This window comes from Nocardioides currus (genome assembly GCF_003057875.1).
In the GTDB taxonomy this organism is placed as follows: Bacteria; Actinomycetota; Actinomycetes; order Propionibacteriales; family Nocardioidaceae; genus Nocardioides; species Nocardioides currus.
The window spans coordinates 38,701-64,042 of sequence record NZ_PYXZ01000012.1; the positions used below are offsets into that span (position 1 = coordinate 38,701).

Here is a 25,342-nt window from a genome sequence, read left to right on the forward strand (position 1 = left end):
CTCCCGTCGTCGTGCGCTCACGGCACCGTCGGGGACGGACGTGAGCGGAGGTGATGGCGATCGGCAGGGGACGGCATTGGCCCGCGCACGGGAAAATCTATCACCGCACCAGCCGCACGGTGAGACAGCGATCTCAGTCCGCAGACTCGACCGCGGTCTCGTGCACGGACTCTTCCTCGGGCTGCCGGGAGTAGACCTGCTCCTCGCGCCCGGGGTGCCGTCGCCCGGCCCAGACGAAGTAGGCGGTGGCGAGCACGAAGAGCACGATCGAGGTCCACTCGTTGAACCGCAGGCCGAGCACGTCCTTGAGCTGCACGTCGTCGATGCGCAGGCTCTCGATCCAGAACCTCCCGAGCGTGTAGGTCATGACGTAGAGGGCAACGACCCGTCCGTGCCCGAGCCGCAGGCGCCGGTCCAGCCAGACCACCAGCGCGAAGGCCGCCACGCACCACAGGAACTCGTAGAGGAACGTCGGGTGGAAGGTCGCGTTGTCGAGGTAACCGTCGGGGCGGTGCGCCTCGTCGATCTCCAGCGCCCACGGCAGGTCGGTCGGGCGGCCGAAGAGCTCCTGGTTGAACCAGTTGCCCCAGCGGCCCAGCGCCTGGGCGATCAGCACGCCCGGAGCCATGGCGTCGAGGACCGGCAGCAGCTTGATGCCGCGCAGGCGGGCGCCGATGACGACGCCGAGCGCGCCCATCGCGATCGCGCCCCAGACGCCCAGCCCGCCGCGCCACACGTACAGCGCGGTGATCGGGTTCTTGTCCTCGCCGAAGTAGAGCTGCCAGTCCGTCATCACGTGGTAGAGCCGGCCGCCCACCAGGCCGAACGGGACGGCCCACACGGCGAGGTCGGCGATCTCGCCGGCCGTGCCTCCCCGCGCCACCCAGCGGCGCTCGCCGATCCAGATGGCGACCATGATGCCGGCGATGATGCACAGGGCGTAGCCGCGCAGCGGGAACGGTCCGATGTCCCACGTCCCCTGGCTCGGGCTCGGGATGCTGAGGAGGGTGATCAGGGAGGTCATCGGGCGCTCATTCGCTCAGGAGGTGCTGGAGGTCGGCGGCCAGCTGGGCGGAGGACACGTCCTCGCTCCAGTAGGCGATGCCCTCGTCGTCGGCGTCGATCGCCACGATCTGGGTGCCGTGGGTGACGTCGTAGCCGCCGCTGGGCAGCTTGTCGCCCTGCTCGACCGAGATGGCCAGCGGCTTGGCCACGTCGATGATCGTGCGGAGGTCACCGCTGACGCCGATGAAGTCGGCGTCGAAGTTGGTGGCGTACTGGTCGGTCAGCTCAGGGGTGTCGCGCTGCGGGTCGGTGGTGATGAAGACGACGTCGACGTCGGAGCGCTCGTCGGCGTCCAGGCGGGACACGGCCGAGGCCATCGTCGACATGACGATGCCGCAGATGTCGGGGCAGTGGGTGTAGCCGAAGAAGACCAGCGTCAGCTTCTTGTCCGTGTCGTCGACCAGGCTGTACGGCGACGACACCCAGTCCGTCGAACCGTCATCCACCTCAACGAGATCTGCGGTGGTCAACGTTGCACCGTCGACCGTGAACGGCGGGTCGAGCAGCGTGCCCGTCATCGCGTGGCCGGCATCCACCTCGGCCTGGGCGCCGCATCCCGAGAGCAGGGCCGCGGTTAGCCCGACACCCAGCCATCGGCGGAGGTCACGCACGCCGTACTCCCCCGGCGAGGTCCTCGGTGAGGGCGCGCAGCGCGGCCAGCCCGGCGTCCAGGTCGCCCTCGTGGTCGAGCAGGGTGCGCACGAACGCGGAGCCGACGATCACGCCGTCGGCGTACGCCGCGATCTCGGCCGCCTGGTCGCCGTTGCTCACCCCCAGGCCGACCCCGATCGGGAGCTCGGTCGTGGCGCGGGTGCGCTCGACGAGCGGACCCGCGAGGTCGCTGGTCGTGGTGCGCGCACCGGTCACGCCCATGACGGCCGTCGCGTAGACGAAGCCACGGCTGGCGGCCGTGGTCAGCGCGATCCGCTCGGGCGTCGAGCTGGGCGCGACGAGGAACACCTTGTCGAGGTCGTGCTCGTCAGCGGCTGCGATCCACTCCCCGGCCGAGTCGGGCGTCAGGTCGGGGGTGATCAGACCGGCACCGCCGGCGCTGGCGAGGTCTCTCGCGAACCGCTCCACGCCACTGTGCCCGTCGATGCGTCGGCTGGCGCCTCCGTAGTGCTCGATCGGGTTCCAGTAGGTCATCACCAGCGTCGGAGCGCCGGTCGCGGCGACGGCCTCGACGACGCGCAGCACGTCCTTCGTGCGGATCCCGCCCTCGAGGGCCTGCTGGGCGGCCGCCTGGATGGTCGGTCCGTCCATCACCGGGTCGCTGTAGGGCAGGCCGATCTCGATCACGTCGCAGCCGGCCTCCACCATGACCTTGAGGGCCTCGATCGAGCCGTCGACGGTCGGGTAGCCGGCGGGGAGGTAGCCCACCAGCGCGGCGCGGCCCTCGGCCCTCGCCTTCTCGAACGCGGTCGAGACGCCGGTGCGTCCGCTCACTGCTCTCCCCCCTCGATCGGGAGGTCCGCCTCCGGGCCCTCCTCGGCGTCGCCGAGGCCGAACCACTCGATGGCGGTGCCCATGTCCTTGTCGCCGCGTCCCGACAGGTTGATGACCACCGTCGCGTCCGGACCCTTCTCCTGCCCGAGCCGCCGCGCGACCTCGAGGCCGCCGTGCAGCGCGTGCGCCGACTCGATGGCCGGGATGATGCCTTCGGTGCGGCTCAGCAGGGCCAGCGCCTCCATCGCCTCGGCGTCGGTGACAGGGGTGTACGTCGCCCGCCCGGTCGCCGCGAGGTGGGCGTGCTGCGGCCCCACCCCGGGGTAGTCCAGGCCGGCCGAGATCGAGTGGGACTCGATGGTCTGGCCGTCCTCGTCCTGGAGGACGTAGGTGCGGGCGCCGTGCAGCACGCCCGCGTCGCCGGCGTGGATGGTCGCCGCGTGGCGACCGGTCTCGACCCCGTCGCCGCCCGGCTCGAAGCCGTGGATCTCCACCGACTCGTCGTCGAGGAACGCGGTGAACAGCCCGATGGCGTTGGACCCGCCGCCGACGCAGGCGGCGATGGCGTCCGGCAGCGCGCCGTACTGCTCGAGGCACTGGGCCCGTGCCTCGTCGCCGATCCCGCGGGTGAAGTCACGCACCATGCTCGGGAACGGGTGCGGCCCGGCGGCGGTGCCGAAGAGGTAGGCGGTGTGGTCGACGCTGGCCACCCAGTCGCGCAGCGCCTCGTTGATCGCGTCCTTGAGGGTCGCACTGCCCGACTCGACCGGGACGACCTTGGCGCCCAGCAGCTGCATGCGCGCGACGTTGAGGGCCTGGCGACGGGTGTCGACGGCGCCCATGTAGACGGTGCAGTCGAGGTCGAAGTAGGCCGCAGCGGTGGCGCTGGCCACGCCGTGCTGGCCGGCGCCGGTCTCCGCGATGACGCGGGTCTTGCCCATCCGCTTGGTCAACAGGGCCTGGCCGAGCACGTTGCGGATCTTGTGGGCGCCGGTGTGGTTGAGGTCCTCGCGCTTGAGCAGCACGCGGGCGCCGACCTGCGCCGAGAGCCGCTCCGCGTGGTAGAGCAGGCTGGGGGTGCCGGCGTACTCGCGGCAGATCGCCTCGAAGGAGTCGACGAACTCCGGGTCCGCCATCGCCTCCTGCCAGGCGACGGTCAGCTCGTCGAGCGCGGCGACGAGGGCCTCCGGCATGAACCGGCCACCCCACGTGTCGCCGAAGTAGCCGAGCTCGTCCGCGTCGTACTTCGTCGTCGTCGTCATGCCACTCCCGTCATCGCGCGCACCGCAGCCTGCGGGTCGCCGTCCTTCACCAACGCCTCGCCCACGAGCACCGCACGGGCGCCCTCGGTGACGAAGCGCTTCACGTCGTCGGGTCCGTTGATCCCCGACTCGGCCACCAGCACCCGGTCGTCCGGCACCAGCGGCGCGAGCCGCCCGAAGGTGTCGGGGTCGACAGCCAACGTCTTGAGGTTGCGCGCGTTGACGCCGACCAGCTCGGCACCGAGCGCGACCGCGCGCTCGGTCTCGGACTCGTCGTGGACCTCGACGAGCACCGTCAGCCCGAGCTCGCGCGCCTCGTCGTACAACCGGCGCAGCTCGTCGTCGTCGAGCGCCGCGACGATGAGCAGCGCCAGGTCGGCGCCGGCGGCACGGCCCTCGACGAGCTGGTAGCTCGAGACGATGAAGTCCTTGCGCAGGATCGGCGTCTCGACCGCGGCACGCACGGCACGCAGGTCGTCGAGCGAGCCGTGGAAGCGACGCTGCTCGGTGAGGACCGAGATCGCGGCTGCGCCGCCGCGGGAGTACGCCGCAGCGAGCTCGGCGGGATCGGGGATGTCCGCCAGCGCACCCTTGCTCGGGCTGGCCCGCTTCACCTCGGCGATCACGCTCGACCCCTGCGCGCGGAAGTGCGGCATCGGGTCGCGTGTGGGATCGACGTCGGCGAGGGCCGCACGCACGTCGGCGAGCGGTGTGGCGGCCTCGCGAGCGGCGAGATCCTCGCGGACGCCGGCGATGATCTCATCGAGCACGGACATGTCCCTACCTTCTCACCCGGACACCAGTGCCGGGTCGGGTGGTTCAGGCAGCGAGCCAGGATCCGGGCAGGTTGCGCACGACGGTGAACACGGCGAGCACCACGAGACCGACGACCCACACCGAGGTGGGGACCACCAGCGGTCGCATCGCCTCCCCGCCCCGCCAGCAGGCGACCAGGCGCCGCGCCCAGAGGAGGAGGACGACCGGGATGGCCAGCACGACCAGCACGTTGCTCGACAGGGCCGCGGCGAGGTCGAGGTGGGTGAGGTCGTTGACCGCCCGGAGGCCACCGCACAGCGGGCAGTCGAGGTCGGTCAGCAGCTTCGTCGGGCAGTAGCCCCAGGCGCCGCTGACGTGCGGGTCACGCAGCCGCAGGGCGAGGCTCGCGACGGCGACGAGTCCGCCGATCGCCAGCGGGGAGGCGAGCCGACCGGCCCGCTCGCTCATGCGCTCAGTGGTGCTCGGTGTGGAAACCGAGCCGCGCCATGACCAGGAAGAGCGGGAAGGACACGACACCGAGGGCGATCCCGATCCAGAACAGCACCATGTTCACGGGGGTCAGCATCAGCGCGATCCCGCCGACGAGGAAGCCGAGCATGGCGACGCCGACGGCAGTCCAGGCTGCAGGAGTGTTGCCGTGGTTGTCCGCCATGTGAAGAGCTCCCTGATCGTGTCCGTCCGTGCGAGGTCAGTCTAGGGGGCGCTCGCCCTCGGTCGGGTCACGACCCTCGTCGAGGGCCTTCCAGAGGTCGATGTTGCCCTCGGGCTCCGTCGGCGCCGTCCCCTCACCGGTCGGGGCGTCGTAGCGCGCACCCATCTCGGGCCAGGCCGGCGTGAAGCGGACGGCGGCCGCCGTGGTGAACACGCTCGCGACGGCGGCGACCAGCGCAGCGGCGTACCACCACGTGAAGGTCGAGTCGACCTCGACGTCGCCGACCGTGCTCCGCAGGGCGTCGCGGAACGAGTCCGGCAGCGTGAACCAGGCGGACACGGTGGTGACGAGCAGGCCCAGCGCGCTGACGGCGCCCAGCACCGCCACGCCGCGTCGGACGCGGGCGCGTGTCACGAGGACGACGCCCCAGCAGGCCAGGACGACGAGGCTGAGCGCGGCGGCCAGCGGCATCTCGCCGGGGGCGGAGACCTCGAGGGTCGAGGCCATGGCTCCGCCGCTGGCGGTGGCCTGCCCGGCGCTCATCGCGACCCAGGCCTTGGTGCCCGCGACGGCCGCCAGCGCGCTGGAGGCGAGACCGAGGAGGACGACCGGACCGAAGGTGCTCCGCCGGGTGCCGTCCTCAGGCATCGAGCTGGTCCGCGTCGAAGCAGGTGCGGTCGCCCGTGTGGCAGGCCGCGCCGACCTGGTCGACCTTGAGGAGCAGGGTGTCGCCGTCGCAGTCGAGCCGCACCTCGCGGACGTGCTGGACGTGTCCGCTGGTGTCGCCCTTGGCCCAGTACTCCTGGCGCGAGCGGCTCCAGTACGTCGCGCGGCCGGACGTCAGCGTGCGCGCCAGCGCCTCGTCGTCCATCCAGCCGAGCATCAGCACCTCGCCGGTGTCGTACTGCTGCGCGATCGCGGGGACCAGTCCGTCGGGGGTCCGCTTGAGGCGTGCGGCGATGGCGGGGTCGAGGTCGGTCACGCCCCCAGTATCAGGGGTCGAGGTGATCGGCCTCGCGCTGCGCCCACGTGCGGGCGCACTCCGCGGTGACGGGGCCGGGGGCAGGCAGGTCGCGGTCGTCCCAGCGGCTGATCGCCTGCACGTCGCGCGTGGTGGAGACGAGGAACGCCTCGCTCATCCGTGCGGCCACCTCGGCCATCGGCTCGTCGACCTCGACTCCCCCGCACCACTCGAGCACCAGCGCCCGGGTCACGCCGGCCAGGCAGCCGCTCGCCAGCGTCGGGGTCCGGAGCTCGCCGTCGACGACGTAGAAGACGTTGGACCCGGTCCCCTCGCACAGGTCACCCACTGTGTTGGCGAACATCGCCTCGCTCGCCCCGTGCTCGCGGGCGTGTGCGAGGGCGATGACGTTCTCGGCGTACGACGTCGTCTTGAGGCCGGCGGTCGCGCCGCGCTCGTTGCGCGGCCACGGCACGGTGCGTACGGCGGTCGACGCCGCCGCAGGCTCGATCGCCGAGTAGGCCACGACCAGGGTCGCCGGACCGTCACCCCGGCCCGAGCCCATCGGGGCCGGCCCGGCGGTGAGGGTGATCCGCAGCCGGCCGATCGGGTCGGCGCTGCCCGCGAGCACCGCATCCACCCCGTGGCGTACCTCCGCCTCGTCGGGAGCCTCCAGGCCCAGGCCCTTCGCCGAGTGGCCGAGACGGGTCAGGTGCCGCGTGAGCGCGAACGGCTCGCCGTCGAGCGTCTTGACCGACTCGAAGACCCCGTCACCGACCGTGAACCCGTGGTCGGTGACGCTCAGCACCGCGGCGGTGGGATCGTCGAGGAGCTGTCCGTCGAACCAGGCGCGCATGGCGTCACTCTAGGCGTGCGGACGGGCCGAAACCGGCGCCAGGACACGCGTTCGCCGACCCGATTTTGGCACCCGTCAACCCATCGGCTACTGTTCTGCTCGCACTTGACGCCGGTTCGCCGGGGTCGAAATGCAGGCGGACATAGCTCAGTTGGTAGAGCGCAACCTTGCCAAGGTTGAGGTCGCGAGTTCGAGTCTCGTTGTCCGCTCGGAGAGGTCTCTCCCCGTGCCTTCTGTAATTGGGAAGGCCTCCGCGGTGGGTTGGCCGAGAGGCGAGGCAACGGACTGCAAATCCGTGTACACGGGTTCAAATCCCGTACCCACCTCCACGCTCCACAACTCAACAAGCACCACCCGGAGCATCACACGGGCGATTGGCGCAGCGGTAGCGCGCTTCCCTGACACGGAAGAGGTCACTGGTTCAAACCCAGTATCGCCCACCATCGAGACAGAGCCCCTGACCACCGGTCAGGGGCTCGTTCGTCGTCCGGGGTCTGGTGTCCCCCGGGTCTCGGTCGATCCCAGTCGTCCGATGACCGGGATCGACCACGACTCCGGTCATCCCGACGAGGCGTCAGCCCAGCGAGGCGTCGTGCACGCGGATCGCGATCTGGGTGCGGTTGGTGACCTGGAGCTTCTCGAAGAGCGTCGTGACGTAGCCCTTCACCGTCGTCACCGACAGGTGCAGCTCGGCGGCGATCTCGGCGTTGGACAGGCCGCGCCCGACGGCGAGGGCGACGTCGTGCTCGCGCTCGGTGAGGGCGGCGACGAGCCGACCCGCCTCGCGACCGCGGTCGTGCCCGCCCTGCTGGCGCAGCCGGTCGATCAGCGTGCGCGCGACCGAGGGCGACAGCATCGGTTCACGTCGGCGACCCGGCGGACGGCCTCGACGATCTCGGCGGGCGGGGTGTCCTTGAGGAGGAAGCCGTCGGCTCCGGCGCCGAGGGCGTCGACGACGTGCTCGTCGGCGTCGAAGGTCGTCAGCACGATCACCCGCGGAGGGCCTGGCTGGCTCATCAGCTCGCGGGTCGCCTGCAGCCCGTCGAGACGAGGCATCCGGATGTCCATCAGCACGACGTGCGGGCGCTCCGCCCGCACCAGGGCGACGCCCTCCCGACCGTCGGAGGCCTCGCCGACCACCTCGATGTCGTCGTGCTCGGCCAGCATCAGCCGCAGTCCGGCGCGCACGAGCGCGTCGTCGTCGACGATGGCGACGCGCACGGTCGGAGTCTCTGTCACGGGGACCACGGGATCCACCCTCTCAGGACGAAGTCGCGGGCGACCCGGTCGGCGTCGAGCCGTCCGCCGCCGAGCTCTGCCCGCTCGGCCAACCCGATCAGCCCGAGCCCGGCCCCGGGCGTGGTGGAGCGCCCGAAGCCGAGCGGGTTGCGGAGCTCGATCGTGATGCCGTCCTCGGGGGTGCCGTCGACGTCGATGGCGAGGTCCGCGCCCGGGGCGTGCTTGCGGGCGTTGGTGAGGCCTTCCTGCACGATCCGGTACAGCGTGCGGCCGGCGGCGTCGGGGACCTCCGTGCCCGTGTGGATCCCGTCTCGGAACCGCACCCGCATCCCGGCCTCCCGCGCCTCCTCGACCAGGTCGGCGAGATCGCCGTACGTCGGTTGCGGGCTGCGCTGCACGCCGTCGGCGTCCTCCCGGAGCACCCCGAGGATGCCCCTCAGGTCGGTGAGCGCCAGCGTGGCGGTCTCGCGGATCACGCCGCCGATCTCGCGGACCTCGTCGCCGCTCAGGGTGGTGCGGTAGCTCAGGGCGCCGGCGTGCATGGAGATCGCGGAGATCCGGTGCGCGAGGACGTCGTGCATCTCGCGGGCGATCCGGCTGCGCTCCTCGAGCCGCGAGCGGTGAGCGCGCATGTCGCGTTCGGCCTCCGCCACCACCGCCCGTCGTCGTAGCGTCCACATCAGCTCGCGGCGCGACCCGATGTAGAGCCCCCACGCGATCAGGGCAGCCATCACCACGAGGTTGAGGACGGGGGTCAACCAGGCGGGATCCACCTGCGAGACCGGGCTGATGCGGGCGTAGACCTCCGCGGCCACGAAGTTGAGCACACCCACCGCCGCGACCTCGCGCCACCGACGCCGCGTCGCCAGCGAGACCAGCGCCAGGCTGGAGGGACCGGCCGCCGCGCTGGAGACGGACGAGAGCAGGGCGGTGACGACCGCCACGGGCACCGGCCATCGACGACGGAAGGCCACCAGGACGAGCGCACCGACCCCGACCAGCAGGTCGAGCACGAGGCGCAGCGTCGAGGTCTCACCGATGAGCTGGACCCAGCCGACGCCGCTGAGCAGCAGGACGACGACGAGGCGCCAGGCCTGGTGGAACCAGCGCAGCGGCGGCTGGTACTCCTCCGGCCGCGGCCGCCCCTCGTCAGGCACTCCTCCACCCTAGGTCGCGCGAGGCCGCGCCACATCGTCCCTTGGTCCGGGCCACCCCCGACCAAAGGACCCCGCCGGGAGACCACCAAGGTGCGCCCCGGGTCCGTGCCGATGCCCGGTGTGCGGCAGCGGCCCCGGAACACACGATGGGACGCATGATCGAAGTCAAGAACCTCACTCGGACCTACGGCGACCACACCGCCGTCGACGACGTCACCTTCAGCTGCAAGCCGGGCCGTGTCACCGGGTTCCTCGGACCCAACGGTGCCGGCAAGACCACGACCATGCGGATCATGGTCGGCCTCAGCTCGGCCAGCAGCGGCGAGGTCACCATCGGCGGCTACGACTACCACGACATCCCCAACCCCGGGCACCACGTCGGCGTCCTCCTCGACGCCGGCGCACAGCACTCCGGGCGCACCGGACGCGAGATCCTGACCATCGGCGCCAGGACGATGCGACTGCCGGCCTCCAGGGTCGACGAGATGCTCGAGATGGTGTCGCTGACCGAGACCGAATCGCGCCGCAAGCTGCGCAACTACTCGCTCGGCATGAAGCAGCGGCTCGGCATCGCGCACGCCCTGCTCGGGGACCCGGAGGTGCTGATCCTCGACGAACCGGCCAACGGGCTCGACCCCGCCGGCATCCGCTGGATGCGGGACCTGCTGCGGGGCTACGCCGGCCGCGGCGGCACCGTGCTGCTCTCGAGCCACCTCCTCAACGAGGTCGAGCTCGTGGCCGACGAGATGGTCCTCATCGGCCGCGGCCGGATCGTCGCCCAGGGCGACAAGTTGAGCCTCGCCTCGCTCGACACCACCGAGAGCACGCTCGTCACCGCCCTCGACAGCGAGGCGCTCGTCCGCGGGATCGAGGCGTCGGGCTGGAGCCTCGCACCCGAGGGCGACGGGTTCCGCGTCGCGGCCGCCCCCGCCGACGTGTCCCGCGCGGCGATCGAGCACCGCATCGTGCTCACCGACCTGCGCAGCGGCGCCGCCGGGCTCGAGGACATGTTCCTCGAGCTCACCTCCACGGCCCAGCGCGAGGGTGCTGCCGCGCCCGAGTCGCTGGCCTCCATCTCCTCCGCGAAGGGATCGCACCGATGAGCACCCCGACCACGCCCGCCACCGCCGCCCCCCAGACCACCTTCGACGTCTCCGGCACGCCGCACCTCGGCTTCGGGACGCTCGTCTCGGTCGAGCTCCGCAAGACCGTCGACACCCGCGCCGGTCGCTGGCTGGTGGCCGCGATCCTGGCCCTCACCGCGGCGGCGATGGTGCTGTTCTTCGCCATCTCCGACGACGCCGACCGCGTCTTCGAGAGCTTCATCGGCTTCGCCGCGACGCCGCAGGGCTTCCTGCTCCCGGTCCTCGGCATCCTGCTCGTGACCAGCGAGTGGAGCCAGCGCACCGCGATCGTGACGTTCGCCCTGGCCCCCTCCCGCACACAGGTGATCGGGGCCAAGGTGGTCGCCGCGCTGCTGCTCGCCTTCGTCGCCTTCGCGGGCGCGGTCGGAGTCGCGGCGCTCGCCACCGTTGCCGGCGGCACCGACGACGGCTTCGGCGACGTGACCGTCCTGACCTTCGTGCTCTTCCTCGGACTGCAGCTCCTGACGATCCTCCAGGGCGTGGCCTACGGCCTGCTCCTGCTCAACACCCCGGCCGCGATCGTCGCCTTCTTCGTGCTCCCAGTCGCCTCGTCGATCCTCTTCGGCACCGTCCCCGCGCTGGAGGACCTCGGTCCGTGGCTCGACCTCCAGACCGCGCAGCAGCCGCTCTTCGACGGCAACTTCTCCGTCGACGGCGAGCAGCTGGCCCACCTCGGGGTCGCGTCGCTGATCTGGATCGTGCTGCCGTTCGTGGCGGGCTGGACGCGCGTGATGCGCGCCGAGATCAAGTAGCCGCGAGCCCGGACCCGTCGCCGCCCGAATCGTTCGGGCGGCGACGGGGTACGACGGGTGCGACAGCCACGCAGCGGCGTACCCCAGGAGGAACCGTGCCCGAGAAGAAGTCACCCGGCCCGTCCGTGAAGGACGACGAGCTCTACGAGAAGCTCCGCGACGAGGGCAACAGCAAGGAGAAGTCGGCCCGGATCGCCAACGCCGCCGCGGCCGAGGGCCGCTCCGCGGTCGGCGAGCGCGGTGGAGAGGCGTCCGACTACGAGGATCGCACCGTCGAGGAGCTGCGCCGGCGCGCCGCCGAGCTGGAGATCGACGGCCGGTCGTCGATGAGCAAGAGCGAGCTGATCGACGCGCTACGCAACCACTGAGCGACTATTCGGACGGCTCCGGGACGTCGACGTCGATGTCCTTGCAGTCCACCTCCGGGTTGACCCCGAAGTAGTTCAACGGTCCCGCGACGATGGTCAGGGCGATGTTGCCCGCCTCCGCGCAGTTGGTCTCCGCGTCGGAGAAGTAGTCGCGCTGGTAGGCCGCGAAGGCGCCGATGACGAGCCACACGACGAGGAGGAGCGAGATGAGTCGGGCCATCTCGCGACCGTAGGCCCACGAGGGTCGCGCCGACCTCACCCCGGGGGGTGTGCCCGTAGGTTCGAGGCATGTCGACCACCGAAGCACGAGCCACCATCGGCCTGACCGGGCTCGCCACCATGGGCCGCAACCTGGCCCGCAACATCGCCCGCAACGGCCACACCATCGCCGTCCACAACCGGACCACGGCCCGCACGACCGCGCTGCTCGAGGAGTACGGCGACGAGGGCGACTTCGTCGGCTGCGAGTCCCTCGAGGAGCTGGTGGCCGCCATCGAGCGCCCGCGCGCCATCGTCGTCATGGTCAAGGCCGGCGAGGCCACGGACGCCGTCGTCGACGAGCTCGTCCCGCTGCTCGACGCGGACGACATCGTCGTGGACGCCGGGAACGCCCACTTCGCCGACACCCTCCGACGCCAGGAGGCGCTGGCCGCGCACGGTCTGCACTTCGTCGGGATGGGCGTCTCGGGCGGCGAGGAGGGTGCGCTCGACGGCCCCTCGATCATGGTCGGCGGCTCCGACCACGCCTACGAGCGACTGCAGCCCGTGGTCGAGTCGATCGCCGCGCTCGTCGACGGCACCCCGTGCTGCGCGCACGTGGGGCCGGACGGCGCCGGTCACTTCGTGAAGATGGTCCACAACGGCATCGAGTACGCCGACATGCAGCTGATCGCCGAGTCCTACGACCTGCTCCGCTCGGTCCTCGGCCTCGCGCCCGCCGAGGTGGCCGACGTCTTCGAGGAGTGGAACGGCGGCGACCTCGAGTCGTTCCTGATCGAGATGACCGCCGACGTGCTGCGCCACGTCGACCACGAGAGCGGGCGACCCTTCGTGGACGTCGTCGTCGACGCCGCCGAGCAGAAGGGCACCGGGCGCTGGACGGTGCAGGACGCGCTCGAGCTCGGCGTGCCGATCACCGGCATCGCCGAGGCGACCTTCGCCCGCTCGCTGTCGGGCCACACCGAGCAGCGCGAGGCCGCGCGCGCCGTCTTCGCCACGGAGCCGGTCACCCTCGACGTCGACCGCGACACCTTCGTCGACCAGGTCCGGGCGGCGCTCTACGCCTCCAAGGTCGTCGCCTACGCCCAGGGCTTCGACCACATCGCCGCCGGAGCCGAGGCCCACGACTGGGACATCGACCTCGGCGAGGTCGCCACCATCTGGCGGGGCGGCTGCATCATCCGGGCGCAGTTCCTCGACCGCATCCGCGAGGCCTACGCCGACGAGCCCGACCTCACCACGCTGCTGACCACCGCCTACTTCGCCGACGCGATCACCGACGGTGTCGACGCGTGGCGCGAGGTGGTCGCGACCGCCGTGCGCGCCGGGGTGCCGACGCCGACCTTCTCCTCGTCCCTGGCCTACTTCGACGGGCTGCGCCGCGAGCACCTGCCCGCGGCGCTGATCCAGGCGCTGCGCGACAACTTCGGCGCGCACACCTACGCCCGCGTCGACCGTGACGGCACCTTCCACACCCGGTGGGCCGAGGACGGGCGGCCCGAGGAGCAGCAGGACGACTGAGGGAATCGTCGGGCCCGCTTCGGGTACGTCGCAGCGTCCGCCCAACCGTCCTGAGCCACGCCGAGAGGATCCTCATGCCCGACCTGACCGGCAAGACCGTCGCCATCATCGCCACCGACTTCTTCGAGGAGGCCGAGCTGGTGCGTCCCCGCGACGAGCTGCGGGAGGACGGCGCCACGGTCGTCGTGCACTCCCCCTCCGGCGACGCGATCCAGGCCGTCGAGGGTGACACCAGCCCCACGCAGCAGGTGGAGGTGGACGGATCGCTCGGCGACCTCGACCTGGACTCCGTCGACGCGTTGATCGTCCCCGGCGGCACGGTGAACGCCGACCGGATGCGGGTCGACGAGGACGCCGTCGAGCTCGTGCGGCGCGCGGCCTCGTCCGGCAAGCCGCTCGCGGTGATCTGCCACGGGCCGTGGGTCCTCGTGTCGGCCGGGGTGGCCCAGGGTCGACGGCTGACCAGCTACGCCAGCCTCAAGGACGACCTCACCAACGCCGGCGCGTCGTGGGAGGACAGCGAGGTGGTGGTCGACGACAACCTGATCACCAGCCGCGACCCCGACGACCTGCCCGCGTTCATCGCAGCCATCACCTCGGCCCTCAGCTGAGCGTGGCGGTCAGCCACACCGCCTGGTAAGGCCGCAGGCGGACGTCACCGGGGCCGTCGAGGTGGGGCGCTCCCCCGCTGACGTGGTCGTGGCTGCCGTGCGGCTCGAGCCCGAGGTCCCGCAGGTGGCTGCCCCACACCCACCGGTCGGTGTCGGTGACGTTGTACGCGCCGACCATCGGTCCGAGCGGATGGAGGCGCAGGGTCAGCAGGACGCCGGAGTCGTGCGGGTCGAGCACGGTCGTGCCGGTCGCCGCGTGGAGGTGCGGGGTGCCGGCGCGGGCGGCCACCAAGCGTCGTACGCGCTGGAAGAGGTCCTGGTCCTCCTCGACCGACCACGGCATCCGCGGCCGGTGGGCCCAGCGGTTGTCGTCGCCGTGCTGCGGGTCGTCGGCCCAGCCGATGTCGTTGAGGAGGCCGATCTCGTCGCCCATCCACAGCACCGGCAGGCCGCCCCAGCCGAGGATCAGCGCGTGCGCCAGCAGGATCCGGTCGACCGCCCACGGGTCGCCCGCCTCGAGCCCGGCCAGGCTCGCCAGCGTGCCCGAGATGCGCCGGTCCCCCGTCTCCGGGTTGTGCTGGAAGACGAGACCGCGCGCCCACGAGCCCGGGAACGAGCCGGCGTAGAAGTCGGCGAGGAAGGAGCGGTGGCGGAATCCGTCCACGCCGACCGCCGCCGCGTCGCCGTCGTCGATGGCCCAGCCGATGTCGTCGTGGCAGCGTGCGTAGGTGATCCACGCAGTGGAGGTGGGGATCGGGTCGATCCGCCGCAGCGCCTCGCTGGCCAGCCGCACGTCGCCGGTCGCCAGCATCGACCAGACCTGGACCATCAGCCCGTTGTGGTAGGCGAGGTCGCTGACCTTGCCGTGGTGGGCGCCGACGCCGAGGTAGCCGACGAGGTCGCGGGGCCCGACGATCGCCTCCGCCTTGAAGATGGTCGCGGGGCAGGCCAGCTTCGTCACGGTGTGCAGCGCCTGCGTGAGCGCGTGCACCTCGGGCTGGTTCTGGCAGGAGGTGCCCATCCGCTTCCAGATGAAGGCGATCGCGTCGAGGCGCAGCGCCTCGACGCCCCGGTTGGCCAGGGCGAGCACGATGTCGGCGTACTCGCAGAAGACGTCTGGGTTGGCCCAGTTGACGTCCCACTGCCAGGAGTTGAAGGTCGTCCAGACCCAGCCGTCGAGGTCGTCGTCCCAGGTGAAGCTGCCGGGGGCGAAGTCGGGGAAGACCTCGGGCAGGGTCGCCTCGAACGCGTCGGGCACCTCCCGGTCGGGGTGGACGATGAAGTAGTCGCGGTAGTGCGGGTCCCCCGCCCGCGCCTTCTCGGCCCACTCGTGCTCGGCTGCGACGTGGTTGAGCACGAGGTCCAGGCACAGCGAGATGCCGTCCTCGCGCAGCGTCCGGGTGAGGTCGGTCAGGTCGTCCATGGTCCCGAGGTCCTCGCGGACGGCGCGGTAGTCCATCACCGCGTAGCCGCCGTCGTTGTCGCCCGGGCGTGGCTTGAGCAGCGGCAGCAGGTGCAGGTAGCTGATGCCCAGCCGACGGAGGTACGGCGCCCGCTCGGCCACGCCCCGCAGGGTGCCCGCGAACCGGTCGGCGTAGGCGGCGTAGCCCACGGCCTCCGGCCGCTGGAACCAGTCGGGCGCGAGGCTGCGGCGCAGGTCGAGATCGTGCAGGTCGTCGGAGCGCTCGGCGAACGCGCGTGCGGCGAGCACGACGACGCGCTCCGCGACCACCTCCGGCTCCTCGTAGGCAGACGCCAGGCCTTCCACCAGGGTCGGCCACCAGCGCTCGAGCCTCGCCGCGAAGACGGCGCGGCGGTCGGGGCTGAGTCCCGAGACGATCGGCTCGTGGGAGCGCGGGGAGGTCGTCATGGCGCCATCCAACCCCACCCGCCCGGTCGCGGGTAGCGGCTTCGCCGCCGACCTACCCTGACGCCATGGCACGAGACGGCGACGAGGTCGAGCGGACGGCCGACGGCCACCACATCGTGGTGGACGGGCGGAAGTGGCGGGCCACCGATCCGGCGATCCCCGAGAAGCTGCGGGCCGAGCTGGTGAAGGAGCTGATGCGTGCCCGGCGCCTCGTCGGCAGCCAGGGCGACGCCGCACGGCCGCTGGTGGACGACGCGAAGGTCGCCCTGGGCGAGCGCGGCGAGCCCTGGTGGGAGGAGCCGAGCGAGTCCGGTCGGCGGGACCGGCTGGCGGCCACGATCAGGAGCCTGCTGCGCCACCGCGACGGCACCACGATCTGTCCCAGCGACGCGGCCCGGGTCGTCGGCGGCGACGGCTGGCGTGACGTGGTGCCCGTGGCGCGGGAGGTGGCGCACGACCTGGTCGGCGCGGAGGTCGTGGTCGTCCAGCAGAAGGGCCGGCCCGTCGACGTACGCACCGCGAAGGGTCCGGTGCGGATCGCGCCCGGACCGTCGCTGACCCGCTGACGCGTCAGCGGTCGAGCTGGGCCAGCGTCCGCAGCCACAGCCGGTCGGCAGCGGCCGACGGCGAGTCGTGCCGCGTCGTCGGCTCGTCGAGCAGGTCCGCGACCGCGGGGGGCGGTGTCGCCCCGGCCGACCGTGCGATGCCCGTCAGCACCCGACCTGCCGCGATCGCCGCAGATCGGCGCGTCGTCACGGTGGACTCGAAGACCCGCGGGCCGCCGGCCGGCGCCGGCACCTCCCAGGCGGAGAGCACGGCCGCGTGAGAGGCGCTGAGGGTCACCACGGTCCACTCGCGCCGCAGGTCCGCGTCGGCCGGGAGCTGGCACCGGGCCGGGCTCGCCGTGGGGTCGGCGCCGACCTCGCCGTCGAAGTCGGCGAGCACCGCGCACCACGACGCGGTGCGGGCCAGCTCCGCCCAGCGGTGCTGCGAGCCGGCGACGTGGTGCCCGACCTGGAAGGAGCCGAGGACGAGCGGACGGTCGGCGCGGGCCAGGGCCTCCTCCTCGATCGCCTTCGACGCGGCCACGAGCACGCGCCGGCCCAGGCGCACCGGACGCAGGTCGGGGAAGTCACGCTGCAACGCGGCGTGGACGGACCCGCCCTCGGGCTGCGGCGCGTGCCGGTCGCGGACGCGGGCGATCGCCTGCGGGAGGGTGAGCCCCGACTCCCGGGCCGCCAGCACCTCGGTGACCATCTCGACCTCGGCCTGCGTGAAGCGTCGGTGCCCCGAGTCGAGCCGACGCCCCCGGGGGAAGTCGAAGCGCTGCTCCCAGGCGCGGAGCACCGTCGGCGTCAGGCCCGTCCGCTCCGCCAGCGTCCCGATGCTGAACTCGTCGCTCACCGACCGCTCCTGACCTCGGGGGATGGCTGCTCTGGACTCTGCCCCGGAAGGAGTTATACACGGTTGTGGAGAAACTTGTGGAACTACTGGAGGTCCGATGGGCACGATGATCCTGATCAGCAGCGTGGCGATCCTCGTGGGGATCGTGGGTTGCGCGGTGATCTGGCGCATGGACGCCAGCCGCGCCGACGAGATCGAGCGCCAGCCGCCCAACCTCGACGGCCCGGACGACCGTGCCCCCGGCGAGTGGCGTCGTCTCGATCACGGCGCCCCGGGGGCCGAGCTCCCGCCGAGCCGCTCGCGCGACGACTGACGACACCGCCCGGTCCGGACCGTCTCAGTCCAGGTCGTCGTCCGCGCGGTCCTCGCCGTGCGTGCCGGGTCGCGGCGCCCACGGCAGCTCCTTCGCCGGGCGGACGACGATGAGCCGGTCGCCGCGCGCCAGCAACGTGACGACCGGGTCGAAGTAGCGGTAGACCTTCTCGTCGCGCACGACCGCGATGACCTGGTCGGGCAACGACTGCGGCGGCTTGCCGACCTCGCTGACGAGCAGGTCGCGCTCGGCGACCTCCAGCCCCTCGCCGTACGTCAGCAGGTCCTCCATCACCGAGCCGAGCATCGGCGACATGGACGACAGGCCCAGCAGCCGGCCGACCGCGTCGGAGGACGTGATGACCGAGTTGGCGCCCGACTGCCGCATCAGCGGCACGTTCTCCTGCTCCCGGACCGCGGCCACGATCCAGGCGTCGGGGTTGAGCTGGCGCACCGTCAGCGTGGAGAGGACGTTCGTGTCGTCGCGGTCGGTGGTGATGATGACCTGGGTCGCGGTCTGCACGCCGGCTCGCCGCAGCACCTCGCGCCGCGTGGCGTCTCCGGTCACGACGGCGAGTCCGTCGCTGTGGGCCTCCTCGAGGGCCAGCTGGCTCGGGTCGACGATGACGATGGCCTCGCGGTCGTGGCCGTTGTTGACCAGCGTCTCGACGGCGCTGCGCCCCTTCGTGCCGTAGCCGACGACGACGACGTGTGCTCCCATGTTCTTCCTCCACCGGGCGACCCGGAACATCTCGCGGCCCTGCGAGGCGAGGACCTCGAGGGTGGTCCCGATCAGCAGCACCAGGAAGGCGATGCGGGCCGGGGTGATGACGAACGCGTTGATCAGGCGAGCCCGGTCGGTGTAGGGCGCGATGTCGCCGTAGCCGGTCGTGCTGAGCGTGACGGTCGTGTAGTAGATCGAGTCGATGAAGCTGACGGAGTTGTCGGGGTCGTTGCCGTCGACGTAGCCCCCGCGGTCGAGGTAGACCAGCAGCACGGTGCCGAAGAGGATCGCCATCGCGGCGAGGAGGCGCCGGCCGAGCTCCCACCACGGTGAGCGGACCGGGTCGGGCAGCGCGACGCGAGCGCTGTTGGAGGCCGCCGACGACCCCGGGTGGTCATGCACGGGCGGAGTCTTTCACGCCGCGTCCCTGGGCGTGATCACCTGGCGCAGCCGCTGCACGAGCTCGAGCCGGGCCCGGGTCGTGGTGCCCTGCGGGAAGACGGTGTCGAAGGCGGCGTTCACCGCCGCCCCGATCAGCACGGCGATGGAGAGGAGGTAGAGCCACAGGAGCACGGCGATGGGGGCGGCCAGCGGGCCGTAGATCGACTTCGACTCCGCGGCGGTCACGGTGAGCACCCAGCGCAGGACGTAGGAGCCCGCGATCCACACCACCAGCGAGAAGGTCGCGCCGGGGAGGTTGAACGCCCAGTTGGTGCGCACCGGGACGGACACGTGGTAGAGCGTGGCCAGGAAGCAGATGCAGATCACGATGACCAGCGGCCAGTAGAACGACATCAGGAACTCGACGCGCTGCGGCAGCCAGTCGCGGATCAGCGACGGCCCGGCGACCACGAGCGGCAGGGTGATCATGCCGGTGAGCATCGCCAGGATGTAGAGCACGAAGGACAGCGCCCGGGTCTTCACGATCCCGCGGTGCCCGCCGAGGCCGTGCATGATCGTGATGGTGTCGACGAAGACGTTGAGCGCGCGCGAGCCTGACCACAGGGCGAGCACGAAGCCGACGGAGATGACGTCGAAGCGCCCGCCGCGGAGCACGTCGTTGAGGGTCGGGGTGATGATGCGGTCGACCGCCTCGTCGGTGAGCCCGCGAGACGCGAGGTCGATGATCGCGCCCCGGACCTCCGCGATGTCGGCCGGCGAGAACTGCTCCGAGACGTAGCCCACCGCTCCGGCGAGGGCGAAGATGAGCGGCGGCACCGAGAGCACCGCGAAGAAGGCGGCCTCGGCGGCGAGGCCGGTCACGCGGTAGCGCATGCACGAGCCGACGGTGGCGACGACGAGGCGCCAGAGGTGGTCGCGGAACACCGCCCACCGGACCTGCACCGAGCGCAGCACGGGATGCTGCGAACTCGCCTCGGCCATGGACCTACGGTAGTCACATGGACGCTGCGAACCGGGCATCTGCCAACCAGGCTCCGCCCCTGGTTGGTCACAATGTCGTGACCTCCGACCTGGCACTCGTCGAGGCGGTCACCCGGCACGGCTCCGCCGACGTGGTCGAGGACCTGACGCTGCTCGGCCTCGAGGCCGGCACGGCCGAGGCCCGTGAGCACGGCATGCTCGCCAACCGCCACCACCCCGAGCTGACGCCCTACGACCGCTACGGCAACCGCGTGGACGAGGTCGTCTTCCACCCGTCGTGGCACTGGCTGATGGAGCGCGGCATCGGCCACGGGCTCGCGGCCACCCCCTGGGAGTCGGATGCTCCCCACCCGCACGTGCGTCGCGCGGCCGGGTTCTTCGCGTGGTCGCAGACCGAGCCGGGGCACGGCTGCCCGATCTCCATGACGTACGCCGCCGTGCCGGCGCTGCGGGCCGACGACGCGATCGCCAAGGAGTGGACGCCCCTGCTGGCCTCGCGCCGCTACGACCCCGGGGTCCGTGCGCGCACCGACAAGGTCGGCGCGCTGGCCGGGATGGGGATGACGGAGAAGCAGGGCGGCTCCGACGTCCGCGCCAACGTGACGCAGGCGCGACCCACCTCGCAGGACGGCACCTACACCCTGCACGGGCACAAGTGGTTCACCAGCGCACCGATGAACGACGTGTTCCTCGTCCTCGCCCAGGCGGAGGCGGGCGTGACCTGCTTCGTCGTCGCGCGGGTGCTGCCCGACGGGACGCGCAACCAGCTCGACATCGTCCGTCTCAAGGACAAGCTCGGCAACCGGTCCAACGCCTCCAGCGAGCTCGAGCTCGACGGCACCGTCGCGCAGCGGCTCGGCGACGAGGGACGCGGAGTGCGCACCATCATCGAGATGGTCGCAGCGACCCGGCTCGACTGCGTGCTGGGCTCCGCGTCGCTGATGCGCCGGGCGCTGGCCGAGGCGTCGTGGCACGTGGCGCACCGCTCGGCCTTCGGCTCCCGCCTCGCCGACAAGCCGCTCATGCAGAACGTGGTCGCCGACCTCGCCGTCGAGTCGGAGGCGGCGACGGCGCTCGCGCTGCGCCTCGCCGCCGCGGTCGACCGCCCCGGCGACGCCCACGAGGCGGCGCTGCGCCGGATCGCGCTGCCGCTCGCCAAGTTCTGGGTCTGCAAGCGCACCCCCTTCATGGTCGCGGAGGCGCTCGAGTGCCTCGGCGGCAACGGCTACGTCGAGGAGTCGGGGCTCCCGCTGCTCTTCCGGGAATCCCCGCTCAACTCGATCTGGGAGGGCTCGGGCAACGTCAACGCGCTCGACGTGCTGCGCGCCCTGAGCCGCGAGCCCGAGGTGCTCGAGGCCTGGATCACCGAGGTCGGCCTGGCGCGCGGTGCCGACGAACGCCTCGACCGGGCGGTCGACGACACGCTCGCCCTGCTGGGCGACTCGGCGGGTCTCGAGGTCGGGGCGCGTCGGCTCGCGGGCCAGATGGCGGCGTGTCTCCAGGGCTCGCTGCTGGTGCGGTGCGCGCCACCCGAGGTCGCCGACGCCTTCTGCGCGTCCCGGCTCGGCACGTCGTTCGGCGGGACCTTCGGCATGCTCTCCGGCGGCGACCTCGCCGCGATCGTCGAGCGCACCACCCCGGTGCCCTGATGGTGCACGAGTGGGACGCCGCGTCGTACGACGCCCTGCCGCTCCCCCACGTCGAGTGGGGCCGCCGCGTCCTCGACCGCATGCGGCTGGTCGGCGACGAGCGCGTGCTCGACGCCGGGTGCGGGACGGGCCGCGACGGGGCGGCGCTGCTCGAGCGGTGGCCCGGGGTGGAGCTCGTCGGCGTCGACGGGTCGGTGCAGATGATCGAGCAGGCGCGGTCGCGGCTGGGCGAGCGCGCCGAGCTGCACGTCGCCGACCTGACGCAGCCGCTCCCCCTCGACGAGCCCGTCGACGCGGTGATGAGCGTGGCCGCCTTCCACTGGATCACCGACCACGACGTGCTCTTCGCCAACCTCGCGACGGCGATGCGCCCGGGCGCCCGGCTGACCTCCGACTGCGGTGGCGAGGGCCAGCTCGCGGTGATGGGCGCCGCCCTGCTCGAGGTCACCGGCGACGACAAGATCGGCACCGCGTTCAAGGGGATCGACGAGACACGCGCCTCGCTCGAGCGCGCCGGCTTCGAGGTGGAGGACGTCCGGCTGCGCCGCGACCCGCTGGTCATCGAGGACCCCGACCTGATGGAGCGCTACCTCGCGACGGTCAACCTCAGCGCCTATCTCGTCGCGCTCCCCGTGGCCGAGCACGCGCCGTTCGTACGCCGCGTGCGGCTCGCGATGGCCGAGCCCGTCATCGACTACGTGCGTCTCGAGATCGACGCCGTCCGGCGCTGACGCACCGGCTCACCCCAGCGCCGCCGACACCACCTCGCGTGCCTCGTCCTGCACCTGGGCGAGGTGCTCGGGACCCTTGAACGACTCGGCGTAGATCTTGTAGACGTCCTCGGTGCCGCTCGGCCGCGCCGCGAACCACGCCGACTCCGTCGTCACTTTGAGCCCGCCGATCTTCGCGCCGTTGCCGGGCGCCTCGGTCAGCTTGCCGGTGATCTCCTCCCCGGCCAGCGACGTCGCGCTGACGTCGTCGGGCGAGAGCGCCCCGAGCTTGGCCTTCTGCTCGCGGTTCGCAGGTGCGTCGACGCGGGCGTAGGCGGGGTCGCCGTGCTCGGCCACGAGCCGGGCGTAGTGCTCGCTCGGCGTCGACCCGGTGCGCGCCAGGATCTCGCTGGCCAGCAGGCACAGGATCAGCCCGTCCTTGTCGGTCGTCCACGTCGAGCCGTCCATCCGCAGGAACGACGCCCCGGCCGACTCCTCGCCACCGAAGCCGAACGAACCGTCGATCAGCCCGGGCACGAACCACTTGAACCCGACCGGCACCTCCACCATCGGCTTGCCGAGCGACGCCGCGACGCGGTCGATCATCGAGCTCGACACCAGCGTCTTGCCGATGCGCGCCGTCTCCGGCCAGCCCGGGCGGCTGCCGCCGAAGAGGTAGCCGATGGCGACGGCCAGGAAGTGGTTGGGGTTCATCAGCCCGCCATCGGGGGTGACGATGCCGTGCCGGTCGGCGTCGGCGTCGTTGCCGGTCGCGATGTCGTAGTCGTCCTTGCGCTGGATCAGCGAGGCCATGGCGTTCGGCGACGAGCAGTCCATCCGGATCTTCTCGTCCCAGTCGAGCGTCATGAAGCGCCACGTCGGGTCGACGAGCGGGTTGACGACCGTCAGGTCGAGGCCGTGCCGCTCGGCGATCTCGCCCCAGTAGTGCACGCTCGCGCCCCCCAGCGGGTCGGCGCCGATCCGCACACCCGCCTCCTTGACGAGCGCCAGGTCGACGACGGACGGCAGGTCGTCGACGTACGCCCCCATGAAGTCGTAGCCGCCGGCGGCCGCACGGGCGCGGGCGAACGGGATGCGGTGTACGTCGCCGAGGCCGGCCTTGATCAGCTCGTTGGCGCGCGCCGCGATCACGCTGGTGGCGTCGGTGTCGGCCGGGCCGCCGTGGGGCGGGTTGTACTTGAAGCCGCCGTCCGCCGGCGGGTTGTGCGACGGCGTCACCACGATGCCGTCGGCGAGGCCGGACGTCCTGCCTGCGTTGGCGCGGATGATGGCGTGCGAGACCGCCGGCGTCGGGGTGTAGCCGTCGCGGTCGTCGACGAGGACGGTCACCTCGTTGGCGGCCAGCACCTCGAGCGCCGTCGCCCAGGCAGGCTCGGACAGGGCGTGGGTGTCGCGGCCGATGAAGAGCGGACCGTCGAAGCCCTGCTCGCGCCGGTAGTCGCAGATCGCCTGCGTGGTCGCGGCGATGTGGGTGTCGTTGAAGGACGTCTTGAGGCTCGAGCCGCGGTGGCCGCTGGTGCCGAAGGCGACCTGCTGGTCGAGGTCGTCGGGGTCGGGCTCGCCGGTGTAGTAGGCCGTCACGAGGTGGGCGACGTCGACGAGGTCGGAGGGCTGGGCGAGTGTTCCTGCGCGGGATTCCGGAGCCATGCAGCCATCTTGTCGTCGCGGAGCACGGGCGTCGAGAAAATCTCGGCGCCCCTGTCGATTCGCACCGATCTCGTCCGTCAGGGTGTTGAGTCGCAACCGCGACCCGACAACAGCCACGAGGGAGTCCACCCGATGAGCCGCTACCTGATCCTGCTGCCCGCACCCGAGGCGGAGTGGGCCCAGCTGCCCGCGTCCGAGCACGAGAAGGGGATGCGGTCGCACGGTCAGTTCCACGAGGACCTGAAGGCGGGCGGCCACACCGTGCTCACCGGCGGTCCGCTCGAGCCGTCGTCCGAGGCGACGTCGATGCGTCCGGGCGACGACGGGGTGGCGGTGGTGACCGACGGGCCGTTCTCCGAGACGGCCGAGCAGATGGTCGGCTTCTACCTCATCGAGAGCCAGGACGAGGCCGACCTGCGGGCGGCGTGCGAGCGGTTCGCGGGGCGTGGCGAGCACATCGAGTTCCGCAAGATGGCGGAGTGAAGGGAGACGCAGATGACCGAGTACATCGTGTTGATCGTGGGCGACGCCGATCGTTGGTGGACGACCATGAGCATGCAGGAACGTGCCGACGGCTACGCCGAGTACGAGCGCTTCGGGCAGGCGCTCGCCGAGGGTGGGCACAAGGTCACCGGCGGGGCCGAGCTGAAGCCGAGCACCACCGCGAGGACCGTGCGTCCCGACACCCTGGAGATCACCGACGGGCCCTACGCCGAGAGCGCGGAGCAAGTCGGCGGCTTCTACCAGGTGGAGACCGACGACCTCGACGGGCTCCTGGAGTGCTGCAAGATCATCGCCGGGCTGGGCGACGCGGTGCAGGTCGTGCCCACCGTCTCCCCAGAGGAGCGACCCTGATGGCCGAGTACGTCGTGCTGCTGATCGGGGACACCGAGCACTGGTGGACCGGCGCCAACGAGGAGGAGAAAGCGGCCGCGATGGCGGCGCACGGCACCTTCACCGACCAGCTCGCCGAGCGCGGGCACACGATCACGGGTGGGGCCGAGCTGCACCGCGCCGGTCGCGCGCGGACGATCGCTCCCCACGCCACGTCCGCCACCGACGGGCCATGGGCCGAGAGCGCCGAGCAGGTCGGGGGCTACTACGTGATCGAGAGCTCCGACCTCGACGACCTGCTGGAGTGCTGCACGATCCTGGCCGCGACGGGCGACGCCGTCGAGGGGCGGGAGTGCGTCGACCAGGAGGAGGTGGAGTCGGCATGAAGTACCTCGTGCTCCTGATCGGCGACGGCGCTGAGAAGCTCTGGCCCGACCAGACCGACGCGGAGAAGCAGGCGACGATGGCGAAGTTCGGCGAGTTCGCCTCGGCCTGCGAGGCGCGCGAGAGCGTCGAGCTGCTCGCCGGCGAGGCGCTGAGCGACCCGCGTGACGCGACCGTCATGCGCTCGCCCGACGGCGGCGTGCAGCTCACCGACGGCCCCTACGCCGAGGTCATCGAGGGCATGGGGGGCTTCTACCTGATCGAGGCGCCCGACCTCGACGTGCTCGTCGACCTACTGACGGTGCTGCCGCGCTACGACATCCAGATCCACCCGACGATCGACGTGATGACCTGAACGCACAGGGACCGGACG

At 71.8% G+C, this 25,342-nt stretch carries 32 protein-coding genes and 3 tRNA genes; 16 read left to right on the forward strand and 19 right to left on the reverse strand.

Annotation, left to right across the window (positions count from 1 at the left end):
* Positions 1–133: 133 nt before the first annotated feature.
* The 10 genes from lgt to C7S10_RS20505 are packed head-to-tail and all read right to left on the reverse strand — an operon-like array spanning position 134 to position 7,019.
* Positions 134–1,024: a prolipoprotein diacylglyceryl transferase gene (lgt, locus tag C7S10_RS20460; protein WP_207769499.1), complete on the reverse strand. Its 891-nt coding sequence runs from the start codon at positions 1,022–1,024 to the stop codon at positions 134–136.
* A 7-nt stretch (positions 1,025–1,031) separates the two neighbouring features.
* Positions 1,032–1,676 (reverse strand): SCO family protein, encoded by a 645-nt coding sequence (locus C7S10_RS20465; RefSeq protein WP_108346531.1) that lies wholly within the window; start codon positions 1,674–1,676, stop codon positions 1,032–1,034.
* Positions 1,669–2,511, reverse strand: coding sequence for a tryptophan synthase subunit alpha (trpA, locus tag C7S10_RS20470; RefSeq protein WP_108346533.1), 843 nt, complete (start codon positions 2,509–2,511; stop codon positions 1,669–1,671). The genes C7S10_RS20465 and trpA overlap by 8 nt, the downstream gene beginning before the upstream one ends.
* Complete coding sequence (trpB, locus tag C7S10_RS20475) at positions 2,508–3,773, reverse strand: tryptophan synthase subunit beta (RefSeq protein ID WP_108346535.1); 1,266 nt, start codon at positions 3,771–3,773, stop codon at positions 2,508–2,510. Before trpB ends, trpA begins: the two co-directional genes overlap by 4 nt.
* On the reverse strand, positions 3,770–4,549 hold the full coding sequence (gene trpC, locus C7S10_RS20480; protein WP_108346537.1) for an indole-3-glycerol phosphate synthase TrpC: 780 nt from the start codon (positions 4,547–4,549) through the stop codon (positions 3,770–3,772). Before trpC ends, trpB begins: the two co-directional genes overlap by 4 nt.
* A 43-nt stretch (positions 4,550–4,592) precedes the next feature.
* Positions 4,593–4,997, reverse strand: coding sequence for a DUF2752 domain-containing protein (locus tag C7S10_RS20485; RefSeq protein ID WP_108346539.1), 405 nt, complete (start codon positions 4,995–4,997; stop codon positions 4,593–4,595).
* Between the two features lie 4 nt (positions 4,998–5,001).
* Positions 5,002–5,202: an HGxxPAAW family protein gene (locus C7S10_RS20490; RefSeq protein WP_108346541.1), complete on the reverse strand. Its 201-nt coding sequence runs from the start codon at positions 5,200–5,202 to the stop codon at positions 5,002–5,004.
* Positions 5,203–5,238: 36 nt separating this feature from the next.
* On the reverse strand, positions 5,239–5,850 hold the full coding sequence (locus C7S10_RS20495; protein WP_108346543.1) for a Trp biosynthesis-associated membrane protein: 612 nt from the start codon (positions 5,848–5,850) through the stop codon (positions 5,239–5,241).
* On the reverse strand, positions 5,843–6,184 hold the full coding sequence (hisI, locus tag C7S10_RS20500; RefSeq protein WP_207769500.1) for a phosphoribosyl-AMP cyclohydrolase: 342 nt from the start codon (positions 6,182–6,184) through the stop codon (positions 5,843–5,845). The genes C7S10_RS20495 and hisI overlap by 8 nt, the downstream gene beginning before the upstream one ends.
* 10 nt (positions 6,185–6,194) lie before the next feature.
* Positions 6,195–7,019 (reverse strand): aminotransferase class IV, encoded by an 825-nt coding sequence (locus C7S10_RS20505; protein ID WP_108346547.1) that lies wholly within the window; start codon positions 7,017–7,019, stop codon positions 6,195–6,197.
* Between the two features lie 136 nt (positions 7,020–7,155).
* Between C7S10_RS20505 and C7S10_RS20510 the strand changes: the two genes are divergently transcribed.
* The 3 genes from C7S10_RS20510 (at position 7,156) to C7S10_RS20520 (ending at position 7,462) form a co-directional block, all read left to right on the forward strand.
* Positions 7,156–7,228 (forward strand) — tRNA-Gly (locus tag C7S10_RS20510).
* A gap of 46 nt (positions 7,229–7,274) precedes the next feature.
* Positions 7,275–7,348, forward strand: a tRNA-Cys gene (locus C7S10_RS20515).
* 39 nt (positions 7,349–7,387) lie between these two features.
* A tRNA-Val gene (locus tag C7S10_RS20520) sits at positions 7,388–7,462 on the forward strand.
* A 131-nt stretch (positions 7,463–7,593) separates the two neighbouring features.
* Here the strand turns inward: C7S10_RS20520 and C7S10_RS23095 are convergent.
* The 3 genes from C7S10_RS23095 to C7S10_RS22630 are packed head-to-tail and all read right to left on the reverse strand — an operon-like array spanning position 7,594 to position 9,415.
* Complete coding sequence (locus C7S10_RS23095; protein ID WP_341476761.1) at positions 7,594–7,875, reverse strand: response regulator transcription factor; 282 nt, start codon at positions 7,873–7,875, stop codon at positions 7,594–7,596.
* Positions 7,845–8,240 carry a response regulator gene (locus tag C7S10_RS23100; RefSeq protein WP_341476762.1) on the reverse strand — a complete coding sequence of 132 codons (396 nt, stop codon included), beginning with the start codon at positions 8,238–8,240 and terminating at the stop codon, positions 7,845–7,847. The genes C7S10_RS23095 and C7S10_RS23100 overlap by 31 nt, the downstream gene beginning before the upstream one ends.
* A 14-nt stretch (positions 8,241–8,254) precedes the next feature.
* On the reverse strand, positions 8,255–9,415 hold the full coding sequence (locus C7S10_RS22630; protein ID WP_207769501.1) for a sensor histidine kinase: 1,161 nt from the start codon (positions 9,413–9,415) through the stop codon (positions 8,255–8,257).
* Positions 9,416–9,570: 155 nt separating this feature from the next.
* On the opposite strand from C7S10_RS22630, the gene C7S10_RS20530 reads away from it, so the two are divergent.
* The 3 genes from C7S10_RS20530 to C7S10_RS20540 all read left to right on the forward strand — a co-directional run bounded on the left by C7S10_RS20530 (position 9,571) and on the right by C7S10_RS20540 (position 11,680).
* Positions 9,571–10,518 (forward strand): ATP-binding cassette domain-containing protein, encoded by a 948-nt coding sequence (locus tag C7S10_RS20530; RefSeq protein WP_207769502.1) that lies wholly within the window; start codon positions 9,571–9,573, stop codon positions 10,516–10,518.
* Positions 10,515–11,312, forward strand: coding sequence for an ABC transporter permease (locus tag C7S10_RS20535; RefSeq protein WP_108346551.1), 798 nt, complete (start codon positions 10,515–10,517; stop codon positions 11,310–11,312). Before C7S10_RS20530 ends, C7S10_RS20535 begins: the two co-directional genes overlap by 4 nt.
* 95 nt (positions 11,313–11,407) lie before the next feature.
* Complete coding sequence (locus C7S10_RS20540; RefSeq protein ID WP_108346553.1) at positions 11,408–11,680, forward strand: DUF7218 family protein; 273 nt, start codon at positions 11,408–11,410, stop codon at positions 11,678–11,680.
* Between the two features lie 4 nt (positions 11,681–11,684).
* On the opposite strand, the gene C7S10_RS20545 is transcribed toward C7S10_RS20540, so the two are convergent.
* Positions 11,685–11,900: a hypothetical protein gene (locus tag C7S10_RS20545; RefSeq protein ID WP_108346717.1), complete on the reverse strand. Its 216-nt coding sequence runs from the start codon at positions 11,898–11,900 to the stop codon at positions 11,685–11,687.
* A 68-nt stretch (positions 11,901–11,968) separates the two neighbouring features.
* Between C7S10_RS20545 and gndA the strand changes: the two genes are divergently transcribed.
* Positions 11,969–13,420 carry an NADP-dependent phosphogluconate dehydrogenase gene (gene gndA, locus C7S10_RS20550; RefSeq protein ID WP_108346555.1) on the forward strand — a complete coding sequence of 484 codons (1,452 nt, stop codon included), beginning with the start codon at positions 11,969–11,971 and terminating at the stop codon, positions 13,418–13,420.
* 74 nt (positions 13,421–13,494) lie between these two features.
* The gene (locus tag C7S10_RS20555; protein ID WP_108346557.1) at positions 13,495–14,031 is read left to right on the forward strand and encodes a type 1 glutamine amidotransferase domain-containing protein; all 537 of its coding nucleotides are present in this window, start codon (positions 13,495–13,497) and stop codon (positions 14,029–14,031) included.
* On the opposite strand, the gene C7S10_RS20560 is transcribed toward C7S10_RS20555, so the two are convergent.
* The gene (locus C7S10_RS20560; protein WP_108346559.1) at positions 14,024–15,901 is read right to left on the reverse strand and encodes an alpha-amylase family protein; all 1,878 of its coding nucleotides are present in this window, start codon (positions 15,899–15,901) and stop codon (positions 14,024–14,026) included. The two genes, C7S10_RS20555 and C7S10_RS20560, sit on opposite strands and share 8 nt — an antisense overlap.
* A 65-nt stretch (positions 15,902–15,966) precedes the next feature.
* Here C7S10_RS20560 and C7S10_RS20565 point away from each other — a divergent pair, with 65 nt between their 5' ends.
* Positions 15,967–16,467 carry a DUF3253 domain-containing protein gene (locus C7S10_RS20565; protein WP_108346561.1) on the forward strand — a complete coding sequence of 167 codons (501 nt, stop codon included), beginning with the start codon at positions 15,967–15,969 and terminating at the stop codon, positions 16,465–16,467.
* Positions 16,468–16,471: 4 nt separating this feature from the next.
* On the opposite strand, the gene C7S10_RS20570 is transcribed toward C7S10_RS20565, so the two are convergent.
* The gene (locus C7S10_RS20570; RefSeq protein WP_165807258.1) at positions 16,472–17,305 is read right to left on the reverse strand and encodes a DICT sensory domain-containing protein; all 834 of its coding nucleotides are present in this window, start codon (positions 17,303–17,305) and stop codon (positions 16,472–16,474) included.
* Between the two features lie 97 nt (positions 17,306–17,402).
* Here C7S10_RS20570 and C7S10_RS22410 point away from each other — a divergent pair, with 97 nt between their 5' ends.
* Positions 17,403–17,618 (forward strand): hypothetical protein, encoded by a 216-nt coding sequence (locus C7S10_RS22410; protein WP_165807259.1) that lies wholly within the window; start codon positions 17,403–17,405, stop codon positions 17,616–17,618.
* Between the two features lie 24 nt (positions 17,619–17,642).
* Here the strand turns inward: C7S10_RS22410 and C7S10_RS20575 are convergent, their stop codons facing one another.
* Both C7S10_RS20575 and C7S10_RS20580 read right to left on the reverse strand, forming a co-directional pair.
* Positions 17,643–18,743 carry a potassium channel family protein gene (locus tag C7S10_RS20575; protein ID WP_108346565.1) on the reverse strand — a complete coding sequence of 367 codons (1,101 nt, stop codon included), beginning with the start codon at positions 18,741–18,743 and terminating at the stop codon, positions 17,643–17,645.
* A gap of 12 nt (positions 18,744–18,755) precedes the next feature.
* Complete coding sequence (locus C7S10_RS20580) at positions 18,756–19,724, reverse strand: YihY/virulence factor BrkB family protein (RefSeq protein ID WP_108346567.1); 969 nt, start codon at positions 19,722–19,724, stop codon at positions 18,756–18,758.
* Between the two features lie 17 nt (positions 19,725–19,741).
* Here C7S10_RS20580 and C7S10_RS20585 point away from each other — a divergent pair, with 17 nt between their 5' ends.
* Both C7S10_RS20585 and C7S10_RS20590 read left to right on the forward strand, forming a co-directional pair.
* Entirely contained in the window at positions 19,742–21,373 is a 1,632-nt protein-coding gene (locus tag C7S10_RS20585; RefSeq protein ID WP_108346569.1) for an acyl-CoA dehydrogenase family protein, read from the forward strand.
* Positions 21,373–22,104 (forward strand): class I SAM-dependent methyltransferase, encoded by a 732-nt coding sequence (locus tag C7S10_RS20590; protein ID WP_108346571.1) that lies wholly within the window; start codon positions 21,373–21,375, stop codon positions 22,102–22,104. Before C7S10_RS20585 ends, C7S10_RS20590 begins: the two co-directional genes overlap by 1 nt.
* 9 nt (positions 22,105–22,113) lie before the next feature.
* Here C7S10_RS20590 and pgm read toward each other — a convergent pair whose 3' ends face one another.
* Positions 22,114–23,751, reverse strand: coding sequence for a phosphoglucomutase (alpha-D-glucose-1,6-bisphosphate-dependent) (gene pgm / locus C7S10_RS20595; RefSeq protein ID WP_108346573.1), 1,638 nt, complete (start codon positions 23,749–23,751; stop codon positions 22,114–22,116).
* Positions 23,752–23,883: 132 nt separating this feature from the next.
* On the opposite strand from pgm, the gene C7S10_RS20600 reads away from it, so the two are divergent.
* Genes C7S10_RS20600 through C7S10_RS20615 form a run of 4 tightly spaced genes read left to right on the forward strand, consistent with a single transcriptional unit; the run spans position 23,884 to position 25,324 of the window.
* On the forward strand, positions 23,884–24,234 hold the full coding sequence (locus C7S10_RS20600; protein ID WP_108346575.1) for a YciI family protein: 351 nt from the start codon (positions 23,884–23,886) through the stop codon (positions 24,232–24,234).
* A 12-nt stretch (positions 24,235–24,246) separates the two neighbouring features.
* Positions 24,247–24,606 carry a YciI family protein gene (locus C7S10_RS20605; protein ID WP_108346577.1) on the forward strand — a complete coding sequence of 120 codons (360 nt, stop codon included), beginning with the start codon at positions 24,247–24,249 and terminating at the stop codon, positions 24,604–24,606.
* A complete protein-coding gene (locus C7S10_RS20610) occupies positions 24,606–24,971 on the forward strand; it encodes a YciI family protein (RefSeq protein WP_108346579.1) in 366 nt (121 codons plus the stop codon). The genes C7S10_RS20605 and C7S10_RS20610 overlap by 1 nt, the downstream gene beginning before the upstream one ends.
* Complete coding sequence (locus C7S10_RS20615) at positions 24,968–25,324, forward strand: YciI family protein (RefSeq protein ID WP_108346581.1); 357 nt, start codon at positions 24,968–24,970, stop codon at positions 25,322–25,324. The genes C7S10_RS20610 and C7S10_RS20615 overlap by 4 nt, the downstream gene beginning before the upstream one ends.
* The last annotated feature ends 18 nt before the right edge of the window (positions 25,325–25,342 follow it).